The sequence below is a fragment of the Haemophilus parainfluenzae genome, from assembly GCF_036288925.1.
Lineage (GTDB): Bacteria > Pseudomonadota > Gammaproteobacteria > Enterobacterales > Pasteurellaceae > Haemophilus_D.
In genome coordinates this window covers 366,751-383,306 of record NZ_CP127167.1, presented here as the reverse complement: position 1 = coordinate 383,306, position 16,556 = coordinate 366,751, and the positions used below count along the sequence as shown (strand labels likewise).

General features: G+C 40.7%; 15 protein-coding genes. 5 read left to right on the top strand and 10 right to left on the bottom strand.

All coding sequences use genetic code 11. From position 1 onward, the window contains the following. Positions 1-83 precede the first annotated feature (83 nt). Positions 84-1,523 (bottom strand): glycerol-3-phosphate transporter, encoded by a 1,440-nt coding sequence (gene glpT, locus QQS40_RS01950; protein ID WP_329505826.1) that lies wholly within the window; start codon positions 1,521-1,523, stop codon positions 84-86. 297 nt (positions 1,524-1,820) lie between these two features. On the opposite strand from glpT, the gene glpA reads away from it, so the two are divergent. The 4 genes from glpA (at position 1,821) to QQS40_RS01930 (ending at position 7,240) form a co-directional block, all read left to right on the top strand. Continuing rightward, entirely contained in the window at positions 1,821-3,512 is a 1,692-nt protein-coding gene (gene glpA / locus QQS40_RS01945) for an anaerobic glycerol-3-phosphate dehydrogenase subunit A (RefSeq protein ID WP_329505824.1), read from the top strand. Beyond that, positions 3,502-4,791: a glycerol-3-phosphate dehydrogenase subunit GlpB gene (gene glpB / locus QQS40_RS01940; protein ID WP_329505822.1), complete on the top strand. Its 1,290-nt coding sequence runs from the start codon at positions 3,502-3,504 to the stop codon at positions 4,789-4,791. The genes glpA and glpB overlap by 11 nt, the downstream gene beginning before the upstream one ends. 9 nt (positions 4,792-4,800) lie before the next feature. Further along, complete coding sequence (gene glpC / locus QQS40_RS01935) at positions 4,801-6,078, top strand: anaerobic glycerol-3-phosphate dehydrogenase subunit GlpC (protein ID WP_049357807.1); 1,278 nt, start codon at positions 4,801-4,803, stop codon at positions 6,076-6,078. 70 nt (positions 6,079-6,148) lie between these two features. Then, the gene (locus tag QQS40_RS01930; RefSeq protein WP_329505819.1) at positions 6,149-7,240 is read left to right on the top strand and encodes an ElyC/SanA/YdcF family protein; all 1,092 of its coding nucleotides are present in this window, start codon (positions 6,149-6,151) and stop codon (positions 7,238-7,240) included. A gap of 137 nt (positions 7,241-7,377) precedes the next feature. Here QQS40_RS01930 and QQS40_RS01925 read toward each other — a convergent pair whose 3' ends face one another. Together QQS40_RS01925 and QQS40_RS01920 are read right to left on the bottom strand one after the other, a co-directional pair. Further along, positions 7,378-7,758 (bottom strand): hypothetical protein, encoded by a 381-nt coding sequence (locus QQS40_RS01925; protein ID WP_329505817.1) that lies wholly within the window; start codon positions 7,756-7,758, stop codon positions 7,378-7,380. 102 nt (positions 7,759-7,860) lie between these two features. Then, the gene (locus QQS40_RS01920; RefSeq protein ID WP_329506706.1) at positions 7,861-10,173 is read right to left on the bottom strand and encodes a Tex family protein; all 2,313 of its coding nucleotides are present in this window, start codon (positions 10,171-10,173) and stop codon (positions 7,861-7,863) included. A gap of 105 nt (positions 10,174-10,278) precedes the next feature. Here QQS40_RS01920 and greB point away from each other — a divergent pair, with 105 nt between their 5' ends. Continuing rightward, positions 10,279-10,755, top strand: a complete 477-nt coding sequence (gene greB / locus QQS40_RS01915) for a transcription elongation factor GreB (RefSeq protein WP_054420337.1) — start codon at positions 10,279-10,281, stop codon at positions 10,753-10,755. Between the two features lie 62 nt (positions 10,756-10,817). Here the strand turns inward: greB and QQS40_RS01910 are convergent, their stop codons facing one another. The 7 genes from QQS40_RS01910 to trpS form a co-directional block, all read right to left on the bottom strand. Beyond that, a complete protein-coding gene (locus QQS40_RS01910; RefSeq protein ID WP_329506704.1) occupies positions 10,818-11,636 on the bottom strand; it encodes an IS3 family transposase in 819 nt (272 codons plus the stop codon). Beyond that, the gene (locus tag QQS40_RS01905; protein WP_128787400.1) at positions 11,624-11,977 is read right to left on the bottom strand and encodes a helix-turn-helix domain-containing protein; all 354 of its coding nucleotides are present in this window, start codon (positions 11,975-11,977) and stop codon (positions 11,624-11,626) included. Before QQS40_RS01905 ends, QQS40_RS01910 begins: the two co-directional genes overlap by 13 nt. A gap of 94 nt (positions 11,978-12,071) precedes the next feature. Beyond that, on the bottom strand, positions 12,072-12,788 hold the full coding sequence (gene deoD / locus QQS40_RS01900; RefSeq protein ID WP_297568267.1) for a purine-nucleoside phosphorylase: 717 nt from the start codon (positions 12,786-12,788) through the stop codon (positions 12,072-12,074). A gap of 127 nt (positions 12,789-12,915) precedes the next feature. Next, positions 12,916-14,163 (bottom strand): NupC/NupG family nucleoside CNT transporter, encoded by a 1,248-nt coding sequence (locus QQS40_RS01895; RefSeq protein ID WP_297568264.1) that lies wholly within the window; start codon positions 14,161-14,163, stop codon positions 12,916-12,918. A gap of 105 nt (positions 14,164-14,268) precedes the next feature. Next, on the bottom strand, positions 14,269-15,057 hold the full coding sequence (locus QQS40_RS01890) for a 4Fe-4S cluster-binding domain-containing protein (RefSeq protein ID WP_329505813.1): 789 nt from the start codon (positions 15,055-15,057) through the stop codon (positions 14,269-14,271). A 32-nt stretch (positions 15,058-15,089) separates the two neighbouring features. Next, positions 15,090-15,380: a YfcZ/YiiS family protein gene (locus QQS40_RS01885; RefSeq protein WP_049373802.1), complete on the bottom strand. Its 291-nt coding sequence runs from the start codon at positions 15,378-15,380 to the stop codon at positions 15,090-15,092. Between the two features lie 54 nt (positions 15,381-15,434). Continuing rightward, positions 15,435-16,439, bottom strand: coding sequence for a tryptophan--tRNA ligase (gene trpS / locus QQS40_RS01880; RefSeq protein WP_005697360.1), 1,005 nt, complete (start codon positions 16,437-16,439; stop codon positions 15,435-15,437). Between the last annotated feature and the right edge of the window lie 117 nt (positions 16,440-16,556).

Below are 16,556 nucleotides of genomic sequence, written 5' to 3'. Positions count from 1 at the left end.
CTTGAAAGTGCGGTTAAAAATTCAGTTGTTTTTTTGTAATAAAAAAGGCGACAAGCCTTCGCCTGTCGCCTTTAATTTATAGATTATTTACCGTAGGTATCGCCTAATTTCGCTTTGTGTTTGCCTTCTTCAACCATTACGATGAAGAGTAATAATACCGCTAAGACACCACCACCGATCATGACGTAGAAACCGCCGTCCCAGCCATAGTGTTGTGCTGCCCAACCGATAACAGCTGATGCTGAGACAGTACCACCTAAGTAACCGAATAAACCAGTAAAACCTGCTGCTGTGCCTGCTGCTTTTTTCGGTGCAAGCTCAAGCGCATGTAAGCCGATTAACATTACAGGACCGTAGATTAAGAAGCCGATTAAGGTCATTAAGATGAAGTCAGTTAATTGATATGGGTTTTCATACCAAGCTGAGTAGTTTGCAAGTTCTGCTTCTGGTGTAGCTGGGTTCATCCAGTATGCTACTACTGCTAAAGTCGTTAAGATCATGAAGATAAAACCGGTTAAACCACGTTTACCTTTGAAGACTTTATCAGATACCCAACCACAAAGTAATGTACCTGGTACAGCGGCTAATTCATAAATGGTATATGCCCATGCAGTACCTTTGATGTTGAAATGTTTTATTTCACTTAAGTAAACCGGAGACCATTTTAATACGCCATAGCGAATTAAATATACAAATACGTTAGCCAGTGCGATGTACCATAACAATTTGTTTTTTAATACATAAGTGACAAAGATTTCTTTTGTACTTAAATCGTTTTCGTAAGTTTTTTCGTTATAGTCATCAGGATAGTCATTACGCCATTTCTCGATTGATGGTAAACCACAAGATTGTGGTGTATCACGCATGACAAAATAAACGGGAATAGCACAGATCATTGCAGCAATACCCGGATAGTAGAGCGATTGTTGCCAAATGTCTTTTGCCTGAGCCTCGATGCCATGAGCACTGAAGAAGATAGCACTCGCTAATAGCACCATTGCACCTGGCATCATGCCACCGATGTTATGCGCTGTATTCCAGATAGATACGATAGTACCGCGTTCTGATTTAGACCACCAGTGTACCATGGTACGACCACATGGAGGCCAACCCATACCTTGGAACCAACCATTTAAGAAGATCATTACCCACATGATGGCAATGCCTGAGGTTGCCCATGGGAATAAACCCATCATAGTCATACAAAGACCAGAAAGCAATAAACCAAATGGTAAGAATACGCGAGGGTTCGAACGGTCAGACATGCCTGCCATGACGAACTTAGATAAACCGTAGGCAAGACCAGCTGCTGAGCCGATAACACCGAGTTCCGCTTTTGAGTACAAGCCGGCTTGAATTAAACCAGGTTGTGCTAAGTCAAAGTTTGCACGCACAAAATAGTAAGCGGCATAACCAAAGAAGATCCCTGCAAACACTTGCCAACGTAAGCGTTTATACGTGGAATCAATTTTCTCCGCTGGAAGTTCCGCAATATGCGGTGCGGGTTTAAATGGTCCAAACATTATTTTTTCTCCAGTTTGTCTTAATTATAAGTTCCCGATCTTTATATCAGGGAAGGGTGAATGATAAAAGAAAAATAAAAATTGAAAAGAAAAATAATTTAAAAATGTGATGTATTTCACAAATTTTATTTTCAAAAAAAATGAGCGAATTCGAAAATAATGTGATCTTGTTCACAAAATAGTTTTCTTTTTCGCTCAAAGCATTGTTAATTTTACTACACTTTCATACAATAACCTTAGACTTAATGTCTGTTTGTTTATTTTCCTTTTTTATTCATTTTGGGCTGGAGGGAAACAATGGGATTATCACCTAATATGTATCGCGATGTGGGCGATTTTTCACCTATCTCGACGGATGTGATTATCATTGGTGGTGGTGCGACGGGGGCAGGTATTGCTCGTGACTGCGCATTGCGTGGAATTAACTGTATTTTATTAGAGCGTCGTGATATTGCGACAGGTGCAACAGGTCGTAACCACGGTTTGTTACATAGTGGGGCGCGTTATGCGGTAAACGATCAGGAATCAGCAGAAGAATGTATTAAAGAAAATAAAATTCTGCGCAATATCGCTCGTCACTGTGTGGATGAAACGGAAGGTTTATTTATCACCTTACCTGAGGATTCTCTCGATTATCAAAAAACTTTCATCGAAAGTTGTACCAAATCTGGTATTGAGGCTGTCGCCATTGATCCTAAACTTGCCCAGATTATGGAACCATCAGTGAATCCCGATTTAGTGGGTGCTGTTGTTGTGCCAGATGGTTCAATCGATCCTTTCCGTTTAACAGCTTCTAACGTGATGGATGCCATTGAGAATGGTGCAAAAATGTTTACCTATTGCGAAGTGAAAAATTTAATTCGCGAGGGGGGCAAAGTGATCGGGGTAGATGTTTACGATCACAAAAATCGTGTAAATCGCAAATTCTTTGCGCCATTAGTCGTCAATGCAGGTGGTATTTGGGGACAAGGCATCGCAGAATATGCGGATCTTAAAATCAAAATGTTTCCAGCCAAAGGCGCATTACTTGTCATGGGGCACCGCATCAACAAAATGGTCATTAACCGTTGTCGTAAACCAGCGGATGCGGACATTCTTGTGCCGGGTGATACCATTTGTGTTATCGGTACAACCTCTAGCCGTATTCCTTACGATCAAATTGATAATATGGAAGTGACTCCAGAAGAAGTGGATATTCTTTTCCGTGAAGGGGAAAAACTTGCGCCGAGCTTGCGTCATACTCGCGTATTACGTGCTTATGCAGGCGTGCGTCCGTTGGTGGCGACAGATGATGACCCATCTGGTCGTAACGTAAGTCGTGGTATTGTGTTACTTGACCACGCAGAACGTGACGGCTTAGACGGCTTTATCACCATCACGGGTGGTAAATTAATGACTTATCGCTTAATGGCAGAATGGGCAACGGATCTTGTTTGTAAAAAACTCAATAAGACAGCACGTTGTACAACCGCTGAGCGTCCATTACCGGGGTCAACTGAAAGCCGTGCAGAAACCAATCAGAAAGTCATTTCTCTTCCAAGTACGATTCGTTATTCAGCGGTGTATCGTCATGGTTCTCGTGCCACTCGCTTATTAGATAAAGAACGTCTTGATCGTTCAATGGTGTGTGAATGTGAAGCGGTGACAGCAGGTGAAGTACGTTATGCCGTGGATGAATTAAATGTCAATAACTTAGTGGATTTACGTCGCCGTACTCGTGTGGGGATGGGGACTTGCCAAGCTGAGCTTTGCGCATGCCGTGCGGCGGGTTTAATGAACCGTTTTGACGTGGCAACACCTCGCCAATCTACTACACAATTAACCTCTTTCATGGAAGAGCGTTGGCGCGGTATTGAGCCTATTGCATGGGGTGAAGCGATTCGTGAAGCCGAATTTACTTCATGGATGTATGGCAGTGTGTTGGGCTTAAATGATGTTCAACCGCTTGAAACTGACAAACAGCAAGGGACGGATAACAATGAATTTTGATGTAGTGATTATTGGTGGTGGCCTTGCAGGTTTAACTTGCGGCATCGCCCTACAAGAACAAGGCAAACGTTGTGTCATTATTAATAACGGCCAAGCGGCGATTGATTTTGCATCCGGCTCATTAGATTTATTAAGCCGTTTACCAAATGGTGCGTTTGTTAAAAATATTTCTGAAAATTTGACCGCACTTTCCGCTCAATTATCACAACACCCCTATAGCATCATGGGGGCTGAACGTGTATTAGCGAAAGCACAAGATTTCGAAAAATTAGCGGAATCGTTAAATTTAGATTTAATTGGCTCAAGTGCAGAAAATCATCTTCGCGTAACGGGTTTAGGTAGCTTACGTGGTGCATGGCTTTCACCAAATAGTGTGCCAACTGTACAAGGCGAAACACCATTCCCGTATAAAAAAATTGCGGTTTTAGGCATTGAAGGCTATCACGATTTCCAACCAGAATTATTGGCGGATAACCTTACACTCAATCCACAATTTGCTCATTGTGAAGTGAAAACAGGCTTTTTAAATATTCCTGAATTGGATCAGTTACGTGCAAATTCGCGCGAATTCCGCAGTGTAAATATTGCACAAGTTTTAGAATATAAACTGAAATTTGATGATCTGGTGGCTGAAATGAAAGAAGCAGCCAAAGGCACTGAAGCAATTTTCCTACCAGCTTGTTTCGGTTTAGAAAATCAAGAGTTTATGGAATCACTTCGCAAAGCAACTGGCTTGCCATTATTTGAATTGCCAACTTTACCACCTTCTTTATTAGGTATGCGTCAACGTATTCAATTACGCCATCGTTTTGAGAAATTAGGCGGACTCATGATGAATGGTGATAGCGCATTAAAAGCACATTTTCATGGCAACAAAGTTCGTGCTATTCAAACGCGTTTGCATGAAGAGGAAGAAATCACGGCTGAGCATTTTGTCTTAGCTTCCGGCAGTTTCTTCAGTAAAGGTTTAGTTTCTGAATTCGATAAAATCTACGAGCCCGTATTCCATTCTGACATCATCGGTGTTGAAGGCTTTAACGATACCGATCGCTTTACTTGGACAGATCACCGTTTCTCAAATCCACAACCATACCAATCTGCAGGCGTGGCGATTAATGCGCAATGCCAAGTACAAAAGAGCGGTCAATTTTTAACGAATTTATATGCGGTGGGTAATGTGATTGGTGGTTTTAATGCGCTAGAACTCGGTTGTGGTTCAGGCGTGGCAGTGGTAACAGCGCTTGCTGTTGCGGATGAAATTCTTCACAACATACATTAAGGAGGCGTTATGAACATTCAACAATTAATTGAAAATGCAAAACAATCCCTTAATGCACCACAACATCATGATGCTTTTGATGAAAGTTTTGAGAGCTGCATTAAATGTACAGCTTGTACAGCGGTATGTCCGGTTTCGCGTCAAAATCCAAACTACCCAGGTCCAAAACAATCGGGGCCGGATGGTGAGCGTTTACGCCTAAAATCAGCTGAGCTTTATGATGAAGCATTGAAATACTGTACTAACTGTAAACGTTGTGAAATTGCGTGTCCATCTGATGTAAAAATTGGTGACATTATCGTTCGTGCAAGAAACAAATACCTTGCTCAACAACACAAGCCAACCGTGCAAAAATTACGTGATGCGATTTTAAGTAACACCGATATTATGGGTTCGCTTAATACACCACTTGCGCCGATTGTGAATACCATCACTGGTTTGAAAGCGACAAAATTTGTGTTGGAAAAAGCATTGAAAATTAGCCGCCATCGTACGTTACCAAAATATTCCTTTGGTACGTTCCGCAGCTGGTATATGAAAAAAATGGTGGAAAGCCAACAAAAATTTGAACGCAAAGTGGCCTATTATCACGGTTGTTATGTGAACTACAATAATCCACAATTGGGTAAAGAATTTATTCAAGTGTTCAATGCTATGAATATTGGCGTGGTGTTATTGGAAAAAGAAAAATGCTGTGGCTTGCCATTAAGCGTGAACCAATTCCCAGAACGTGCGAAGAAAATAGCGCAATTTAACACCGATTACATCAGCAAAATGGTGGATGAAAATGGCTTGGATGTGATCAGTGAAGCATCAAGTTGTACCTTAAATTTACGTGATGAATATCATCATATTTTAGGTATCGATAATGCGAAAGTTCGTCCGCATATTCACATGGTGACACCCTTCTTATATCAACTCTTTAAAGAAGGTAAAACCTTACCGCTTAAACCATTGAAATTGCGTGTGGCTTATCACACCGCATGCCACGTGGATAAAGCGGGGTGGGCACCATACACCTTGGAAGTGTTAAAACAAATTCCAGGCTTAGAAGTGGTGATGTTGCCATCACAATGTTGCGGTATTGCAGGGACATACGGTTTCAAAGAAGAAAACTACGAGGTTTCCCAATCTATCGGTAAAAACTTATTCGATAACATCAATGCAGGTGGATTTGATTATGTAATCTCTGAATGCCAAACTTGTAAATGGCAGATCGATATGTCATCTAACGTGACTTGTATCCATCCATTGACGTTATTGTGTATGTCGATGAATCAAGCTTAGTGAAAAGAGCGGAAACTGATAAAAAAGTGACCGCTCTTTTTGTTATTCAATCCAATATGGAGAATTAATTATGCAAAAAATCTTCAAGGTTTCCTTACTTGCTGTACTTTCATCTCTTGCAGTAAACAGCTTCGCTAGCACGGCAGAAGTGAAAGTGCTTGAGCCTCAATTAAACTATCAACAACTTCTTACTCAAAGACAGGTTGTGGATGAATTGCTTGAACAAGCAGTGAAAATCCAAAACTCACCGGCTCGTGTTTCAAATGCAGGTTTTACCGCGAAACTTCCTTCCAATATGGAGCGTATTGCGGATCTTTTATTAGAAGCGTATAAGCTTGAGCCTTATCGTGTGGATTTTTTGTTTGGTGCAGCGAATGCCAATATTTATAACGGCAATACCGATAAAGCCATTGAGCTTTACCAAAAAGTGCTTGATGTGGCGCCAGATGATGTGAAAGCCCACACTTACTTGGCGGCGTGGAATCGTTTTAAAGGCAATCAAGCAGAAACTACTAAACATTTAGAACGCTTAAAACAACTTTCCCCAGAAAGTGCGAGCAAATTAGAGAAAGTTTTTGCCGTGATTGATAAAGCGGCTAATCAGCCAATTACTGACAAACTTGAAACTAAATTACCGGCACAATCTGCAATTATTACGTTGGGGTATGCTTTAAACCCAGACGGCAGCATGCATGACATTTTAGTGCAACGTTTAGAGAAAACCTTAGAAATTGCGAATCAAAATCCAGATGCGTTAATTATTGTGACAGGCGGGGTGCCACAAAACAATAAAACCGAAGGGGATTTGATGAAACAATGGTTAATTGAGAAAGGCGTTGATGCAAGTCGTATTTATTCGGATAACTATGCGCGTTCAACTGTCGAAAATGCACTTTTCTCTCGTTACTCTTTAGCGAAACACAAAATCAAACATGCCGTGTTGATTAGCTCAGGTAGTCATGTTCGTCGCGGACAAGCGTTATTTGAAATTGCGACGCAAGAATCCGGTCCGCAAGGTCTTGTGATTGAAACAGTCGCCGCGTTAGATAAACCGTTAGATGAGTTACAAAAAATCACGGAGAAAGATTTGCTGGGTATTTATCGCGATAGCTTAAAAACAATGGGATTGTCGATGTTTAATAGCGGACTATTACAAGATTAATCTCTCTGAAAGAACAAAAATGCGGTCAAACTATTTTCTATTTAGAACCGAACTTTTGTTGGCGTTAACGGCAATTATCACAAAATATTATTTTAATATTCTAAGTATTGAACATGTTTTAGTTTCATTTTGATCAATTAACTATATTGCTGTCGATACTTCTCTAAATTATCTTGAAAATGCTGAATATAATATTCGATGTCTTTTTCTCGGTAGCCAAGAATTCGGCCGATTTCACGTTCCACTTTTGGATCAAAACCATTCACAGTGCTTGCAGGAAGTAACACTTCCATTTGTTCAGCGAGTGCAAGAGATTGAGGTAAATAGACAATAAAATCAGTTAAGCAAACATCATTAATATGACGCTGCACTGTTTTTGAATGAAGCATTCCTTGCTCAAGATAAGGGAGAAAGGCGTCAGGAATACCAAGCTCATTGAATAATGCCACTTGCTTTTCGCCCCTTAACATTAATTCCAGTTCCTTGCCTTCATGCGGCCCAAGAATACCTTTTTCCATAAGCATATTCCTTTCGTTGAAATAAAAAAGGGGATTGGATGATTGACCAGATCCCCTTTATTGTACGCTTATTTGGCCACAATGTTCATCTAAATGACGAAATTATTTTTTCCAATTTTTCAACGCATCGGCAAAGGCATTACCCATCGTACCATTTCCTCTTGGATTGCGATCTTGGCGAGGCGAATTACTTTTTGGTTTGGCACTTAAAGTGCGGTCAGATTTGCCGTCATTTTTGACCACACTTTCATCTAGTCGCATCGTCAACGCAATACGTTTACGCGGCACATCCACTTCCAATACTTTCACTTTCACGATATCGCCAGTTTTCACCACTTGATGTGGATCTTCTATGAATTTATCGCTTAATGATGAAATATGTACTAAACCATCTTGGTGAACACCAATATCCACAAATGCGCCGAAGTTAGTCACATTGGTGACGGTACCTTCTAAAATCATACCCGGTTTTAAATCGGTAATTTCTTCTACACCCTCTGTAAATACAGCGGTCTTGAATTCACCACGCGGATCGCGTCCTGGTTTTTCCAACTCTTTGAAAATATCTTGGACAGTCGGTAAACCAAATTGCTCATCAATAAATTGTTTCGCATCAAGTTGGCGTACCACACCCGCATTACCCATTAAATCTTGAATAGATTGTGCTGTCGCTTGCAAGATTTTTTCGACCACAGGATAAGCTTCCGGGTGAACACCTGAAGCATCAAGTGGATTTTTCCCTTCAGCAATACGCATAAAGCCCGCACATTGCTCAAAGGCTTTTGGCCCTAAACGTGGCACTTTTTTCAATTCGCTACGGCTTTCAAAACGGCCATTTTCATCACGATATTCCACAATGTTTTGTGCTAAGGTTTTTGTCATCCCTGCCACGCGAGCAAGCAATGGTGCGGATGCTGTATTCAAATCTACGCCTACCGCGTTTACACAGTCTTCCACCACCGCATCAAGTTTACGCGCAAGTTGGGTTTGGTTTACATCGTGCTGATATTGGCCTACACCAATGGCTTTCGGTTCGATTTTCACTAATTCTGCCAATGGATCTTGTAAACGACGTGCAATAGAGACCGCACCACGTAAAGATACATCTAAATTCGGGAATTCATTTGCGGCAAATTCAGAAGCAGAATAAACCGATGCGCCCGCTTCGCTTACTACAACGGTTTGTGGTTTATTTTCTTTGATTTCTTTAATCACTTCTTTCGCAAAACGTTCTGTTTCACGAGAAGCCGTACCGTTACCAATGGCAATTAATTCCACGTTATGTTTGCGGATTAAGCTGAAAATCGCCACTTGCGCTTCAGCTTCACGCCCCGTATGTGGATAAATGGTGGTGGTATCTAATAATTTACCCGTGTTATCCACCACTGCGACTTTAACCCCCGTACGTAAGCCTGGGTCCAAACCCATTGTGCTCTTCGCGCCAGCGGGTGCCGCCATTAAAAGTGCGGTCAGATTTCGAGCGAAAACATCAATAGCTTCTTCTTCCGCTTTTTCACGTAAACTTGCCATTAATTCCGTTTCTAAATGCAACGACACTTTGATTTTCCATGTCCACGCAATCACTTGTTCACGCCATTTATCCGCTGGCTGAGCAGCGAAACGCACATCTAAATAATCACGAATAATTTCTTCACAATAACTTTGACGACTACCCTCTTCTGCATCTGGATCAGCATTTAAGCTTAATTGTAAAATGCCCTCATTACGTCCACGGAACATCGCTAATGCACGGTGAGAAGGCACATTTTTCAATAATTCTTGGTGATCGAAATAATCTTGGAATTTTGCGCCTTCCGTTTCTTTGCCTTCAATCACTTTAGATACAATAACCGCATTTTTTGCTAAATAATCACGGACTTTCGCTAATAAACCCGCATCCTCAGCAAAACGCTCCATTAAAATATAGCGTGCGCCATCAAGGGCGACTTTGGTGTCTGTTACACCTTTATCTGCATTCACAAATTCAGCTGCAGCCGTTTCAGGATCATTTTTTGGCTCGTTCCAAAGTAAATCAGCCAATGGTTCAAGACCCGCTTCAATCGCAATTTGCCCTTTCGTACGACGTTTTGGTTTGTACGGCAAATATAAATCTTCTAATTCGGTTTTGCTTTGTGTCGCATGGATTTTGTCACGCAATTCATCAGTCAATTTCCCTTGCTCTTCAATAGATTTCAAAATGGTTTGACGACGATCTTCTAATTCACGTAAATAAATTAAACGGGTTTCAAAATGACGAAGTTGGGTGTCATCCAAGCCACCCGTGGCTTCTTTACGATAACGGGCGATAAATGGAATGGTGTTGCCATCATCTAATAATTGAATGGCGGCGAGGATTTGTTGGGGTTGAACGGTTAATTCTGCCGCAATAATTTGGCTAATTTGTTGATTTAACATTGTCATACTTCTTTGTTATGAAAGGATTTGATAAAAACGAGAATAGAATACTGGTTTTAGACAACAGGCTCAAATATAATTCAAAAAATTTCTTTTATTTTCATTATGGCAAAATCAAATTACATTACCCGTCAAGGCTGGCTTGCGCTTGACCAAGAACTTAAGTTTTTGTGGAAAGAAGAACGCCCGAAAGTCACCCAAGCTGTTTCAGATGCCGCCGCACTTGGTGACCGCAGTGAAAACGCGGAATATATTTACGGAAAACGTCGTTTACGTGAAATTGATCGCCGTGTACGTTTTCTTTCCAAACGCTTAGAAGTGCTACAAATCGTAGATTACCATCCGAAGCAAGAAGGCAAAGTTTTTTTCGGTGCATGGGTTGAATTAGAAGATGAAGAGGGAGAAGTGAAGCAATACCGACTTGTCGGCTGCGATGAATTCGATCCCGCTAAAAACTGGATCTCTATTGATTCTCCCGTCGCACGCGCTTTAATCGGGAAAGGCGTTGATGATGAAATCCATGTTGAGACACCCTCTGGCAAAGTCGTGCTCTATGTAAACCAAATTTGGTATGAAAAATAGCAAGTATAGAAAACAAAAGAGCGGTCAGATCAAACTTGATCTGACCCCAAAAAGTTAGACTGTTATTTAAAGGATTGTTTTCGATATTGTACCGGACTCAGTCCTTTTAATTTTAGTTGAATCCGTCGATGATTATAGTAATCCAAATAATCCCTGACGGCATCAACTATCTCTTCTTTTGTTTTAAATTCCCGACCATAAAAACATTCTGTTTTTAATCGTCCAAAGAAACTTTCCATTGCGGCGTTATCTAAGCAATTCCCTTTTCTCGACATACTTTGAATGATGCCATGTTCAGCTAAAATTCGACGATAAGCTACCATTTGATATTGCCATCCCTGGTCTGAATGTAAAATGACACCACAAGCTTTATTTAATCCTTTGACGGCTTGCATTAACATGTCTTCTACTTGCGCCCAGTTTGGGGAATAGCTGAGGTTATAGGAGACTATCTCATTGTTAAATAAGTCTAAAATCGGGGATAAATAGACTTTACTCCCATCTTTTGCCTTAAACTCGGTGATATCGGTCACCCATTTTTGTTTCGGGGCCGTTGCACTAAAATCGCGTTCAAGATGATTCGGTGCTATCACCCCTATCGTGCCTCGATAGGTGGTAAATTTCTTGCTTTTTCTTGACCGCACTTGAAGTCCAAGTGTCTGCATTAAACGTTGAACTTTTTTATGATTCACGCCTGGCAAGCTGGCATGAACACGTCGGTAGCCATAATCAGGATGATTGGCTTTGATGCGTTTAATGGCCTTTTTCAGCTCCTCATCCTTATCCGGTTTAATCTGAAGTTTCGCAAAAAACGTACTACGCGCTAACTGTGCAAAGCCTAAAAGCCATTTTAACGGATAGCGTGTTCTTAACCTTTGGATAATTTCCGTTGCTCGGCTTCGTCCTGAAGTCTGAGCCTTCTCAACTCCTTTAGGTAGGCTACCTCCGCTTCAAGCTGTAAAATTCTCAGGCGTAAACGGTCTTCTTCAGTTTTGGGTGGCGGTGGCATTCTGGCATATTTAGGTTTCATAGGCGGTCGTCCTGATGGTTTACGGGGAATAAGTCCCTTTATGCCACTTTTTTCAAACCGTTTCAACCATGTCCCGACTAGGGCGTTGGAAGGAATATTGTAAAAACGAGCTGCTTCTCTAATACTCATTTTTCCATTCAAAATAGGTTGAAGAATTTGTAATTTAAATTCGATTGTGTAGTGTTTACCCATAAAAAATCTGCACCTCAATTGTTGGTTTGTTGAGTCCAACTTTTGGGGTGCAGATCAACTTGACCGCACTTTTTTATTCTATTAATCGGAAAGATTATGCGTTATCACCAATTAATACAGACTCTAACGCAATTTCAATCATATCATTGAAGGTTAATTGACGTTCTTCTGCTGTAGTTTGTTCGTGTGTACGAATATGGTCTGAAACGGTACAGATACAAAGTGCTTTTGCACCATATTCTGCTGCTACGCCATAGATACCCGCTGCTTCCATTTCTACGCCTAAGATACCGTATTTTTCCATCACATCAAACATTTCGAAATCTGGGGTGTAGAATAAGTCTGCAGAGAAGAGATTCCCTACGCGAACTTGCTTACTTTTTTCTTTCGCTGCTTGAACCGCTGCTTGTGCCATATCAAAATCAGCGATTGCCGCAAAATCATGATCTTTGAAACGAATGCGGTTTACTTTTGAATCTGTACATGCACCAAGACCGATCACGACATCACGTAATTTAACGTCCATACGTACGGCACCACAAGAACCAACACGGATGATTTTTTTCACGCCATATTCTGTGATTAATTCTTTTGCATAGATTGAGCAAGATGGGATACCCATACCGTGACCCATAACAGAGATACGACGACCTTTATAAGTACCGGTATAACCCAACATATTGCGAACGTTGGTCACTTCTTTGGCATCTTCTAAGAATGTCTCTGCAATGTATTTTGCACGAAGCGGATCGCCAGGCATTAATACAACATCAGCAAATTCGCCTTCAGGAGCGTTAATATGTGGAGTCATTGTTTTTTCCTCTTGTAGATAAATAAAAAGTCATTCAAGCAAACGTTTTCGCTTGTTTTAAAGTACAACACCACGAATCATTCGTGGTGTTGAGAGATAAAGCGTGGTTAAATTCACCACATTTTAATTATAATGCTACGCCGCTTAATTCGATGAATAAACCAGCGATAGTAGCACTCATTAAGTTAGCTAATGTACCTGCAATAACTGCTTTTAAACCTAAGCGTGCAACATCACCACGACGGTTTGGCGCCATACCACCGATACCGCCGATTAAGATTGCGATAGAGCTGAAGTTAGCAAAACCACATAGAGCAAATGTAATGATTGCTTTGGTTTTTTCACTTAGCACAACGGTTGTATCGGGTTGTAAGTATTTGGCAAATTCTAGGTAACCTACAAATTCATTTACCGCTAATTTCATCCCAATCATTTGGCCTGCGATTGCGGATTCATCCCAAGATACCCCAATTAGGTATGCTAATGGTTTGAATATCCAACCTAAGATTGATTGTAAGGTTAAGTCGCCATAACCAAACCAGCCACCAACACCACCTAGAATGCCGTTAATTAAAGCAATTAAACCAACGAATGCGATTAACATCGCACCTACGTTTAACGCTAATTGCATACCGGCACTCGCACCGCCTGCCATTGCTTCAAGCACGTTAGTCGGTTTTTCGCTATCATCCGTTTCAGGTTGTTTATCGGTAAATTGTTCAGTTTGTGGGAATAAAATTTTCGCAAATAATAAACCTGCTGGTGCAGCCATGAAAGATGCTGCGATTAAGTAAGTCAACGGCACGCCCATTTCTGCATAACCAGCCATCACTGAACCCGCGATAGAAGCTGTACCACCGGCCATAATGGCGAATAATTCAGATTGGGTCATGTTTTTAATGTAGGGACGAACCACTAACGGTGCCTCTGTTTGACCTACGAAGATGTTCGCTGCAGCAGACATAGATTCTGCTTTTGATGTACCTAATGCGGCTTGTAATGCACCACCAATCACTTTGATGACAACTTGCATAATGCCTAAGTAATAAAGCACAGAAATTAAACCAGAGAAAAAGACGATGATTGGTAACACTTTCACTGCAAAGATAAAGCCGGCATTTGAAGGATCCGCTAAGCCACCAAAGACGAAGTTAATCCCTTCATTACCATAGGAGATAACATTTGATACACCATTTGCCGTCGCTTGTAATGCATCTCGACCAAACGGCACATACAAAATAAGGGCCGCAAATCCGATTTGGATCGCCAAAGCCCCTAATACAGTACGTAAATTAATCGCCTTACGATTATTTGAAAATAAGACGGCAATGATCAGTAATACGACAATGCCTAAAATGCTACTTAAAATGCCCATTTTTCCCTCTAGATTGGTTCTATAAGTAAGTGAATAAAATTGTCCTATTCTACTTGTTTTTCAGTAAAAAGTCGGAATATTTTTGCTACTTTTCGATATGTTTGCTTATAAAACGGTCACAATTTTGGTCAGACCACAAGATTTCGCATAGTTTTCAAGTTCTTGGGTCTGCTCAACAGTTGGGACATAAGGAGCGAGCCCTTCAGCGTCTCGTGCACCTTTTGTGTGCATTCGAATAATTTTGAACAAAACATCCTGATAATTTTTCAATAAGGAAGCGACTTTTTCCACCAACTGTTCTGAATCAAAAAAATTCGCCACATAAACTAACCGCACTTCTTCCACTTTATTTAATGGCAAAAGTTGTGCTAAGTTCTTTAAATTGCGATCTAAATTTTCTTGCTTGATATGTTGATGAATGGGGATGATAGTTTGAGGGACAATGCCTTGACGATTTTGTCTATCAAAGCATAAACTTTGTAAACCAAGCCCTTCTCCCTTCAGATCAAAAAGAAATTTATCAGTCACATCAATTAAAGGACGAATTGCCTCAAATTCAAAGAAACCACTGCTATCTAAATAGCAAGTTAGCCCTTCCTTACGGAGTTTTTGAAACAATGGAATGAGCTTTTTATGATGAATGGTAGGCTCGCCACCAGAAACCGTCACACCACGAATAAAAGGCACAGCCTCCATAACTTGTTCATACAAATATTGCAAACTGACTTGATTAGCTCCTTCCGAATAACGAGGAATCGTTTCTGGATTATGGCAATAAAGACAGTTTAGCTTACAACCTTGTAAGAAAATACTGGTACGATTCCCCTGCCCTTCCACATTAGAGAAAGGAATAATACGATGCAGGGGAACATAAATATCAGAAAGTGCGGTCACAAAAAACGCTGTTTTCTAGAGTAAGTTATCACTTACACAAGCTTCATTTGGAAAATCACTAATTCCGCTTGGCAGCAGAATGTGAAAACCGCTTTAAGCAAGTATCCATCTTCAACCTGTTGAATTTCAGACTGAATTTGACAAGGTTCACTTTCGATATCACGTGCTTTTAACGTGAAATATTCCAATGCACCTTCTGCATCTTGACGAGTGGCGTAAAACTGTTCGATAGGTAAACTACAATCGCTGTTATCAAACAATGATTTCATATCGAAAGTATTACAACCTACACATTCAATTGGTTTTTCAGTTTGAATGGCCATATTTTTCTCCTTATCTAAAAAACCGTGACAGAACACGGCTTATTAAGTTTAAAATTATTTTGCTGCAACAAAGCCGACGGCTTCGTACACTTTGTCAAGGGTTGCTTTTGCTCTTGCACGGGCTTTTTCCGCACCTTGACGTAAAATTTCGTCTAAAAGTGCTTCATCGTTACGATATTGATAGAAACGTTCTTGTAAACCGGCAAGTAAGTTTGACACTTCGTCAGCTACCGCTGTTTTTAAGTGGCCGTACATTTTGCCTTCAAATTCTTTTTCAAGCTCTGCCACGGATTTATCGGTTACTGCAGAAAGAATATCTAATAAGTTAGACACACCCGCTTTATTTTGCACATCATAACGTACAACAGGTGGCTCATCAGAATCTGTTACCGCACGTTTGATTTTTTTTGCTACCGATTTTGGATCTTCAAGCAAGGTCACCACGTTATTACGGTTATCATCTGATTTTGACATTTTTTTATCAGGATCTTGCAAAGACATAATACGCGCGCCTGCTTTGCCTAAGAAGATTTCAGGGATCGTGAAAATATCACCGTAAAGTGCATTAAAACGAGCCGCAATATCACGGGTGATTTCTAAATGTTGTTTTTGGTCATCCCCTACCGGTACGCTTTTCGCTTGGTAAAGTAAGATATCTGCTGCCATTAAAACCGGGTAATCAAATAAACCCACGTTAATATTTTCGGCATAACGTGCTGATTTATCTTTAAATTGAGTCATACGGCTCATTTCACCAAAATAAGTGTAGCAGTTTAATACCCAGCTTAGTTGAGTATGCTCTGGTACATGAGATTGCACGAAGATTGTGCTTTTATTCGGATCAATGCCACAAGCCAAGTAAAGTGCGAGTACATCAAGAGTCGCCTTACGAAGCGCCGCAGGATCTTGACGTACCGTGATGGCGTGTAAATCCACCACACAGAAAATACACTCATAATCTTCTTGCATTTTCACCCAGTTGCGAAGTGCACCTAAATAATTCCCGATAGTTAATTCGCCGGAAGGCTGCACGCCACTGAATACAATTGGTTTTGTCATTGGTTATCCTTTCATTCTGTAAATTGAATTGGCGCTATGATAACAAAAGATGAGGCGTTTTTTAATGATTCAGTTCAAAACAATGTGTAAATATGCTATATTACGCCCAAAATTTCT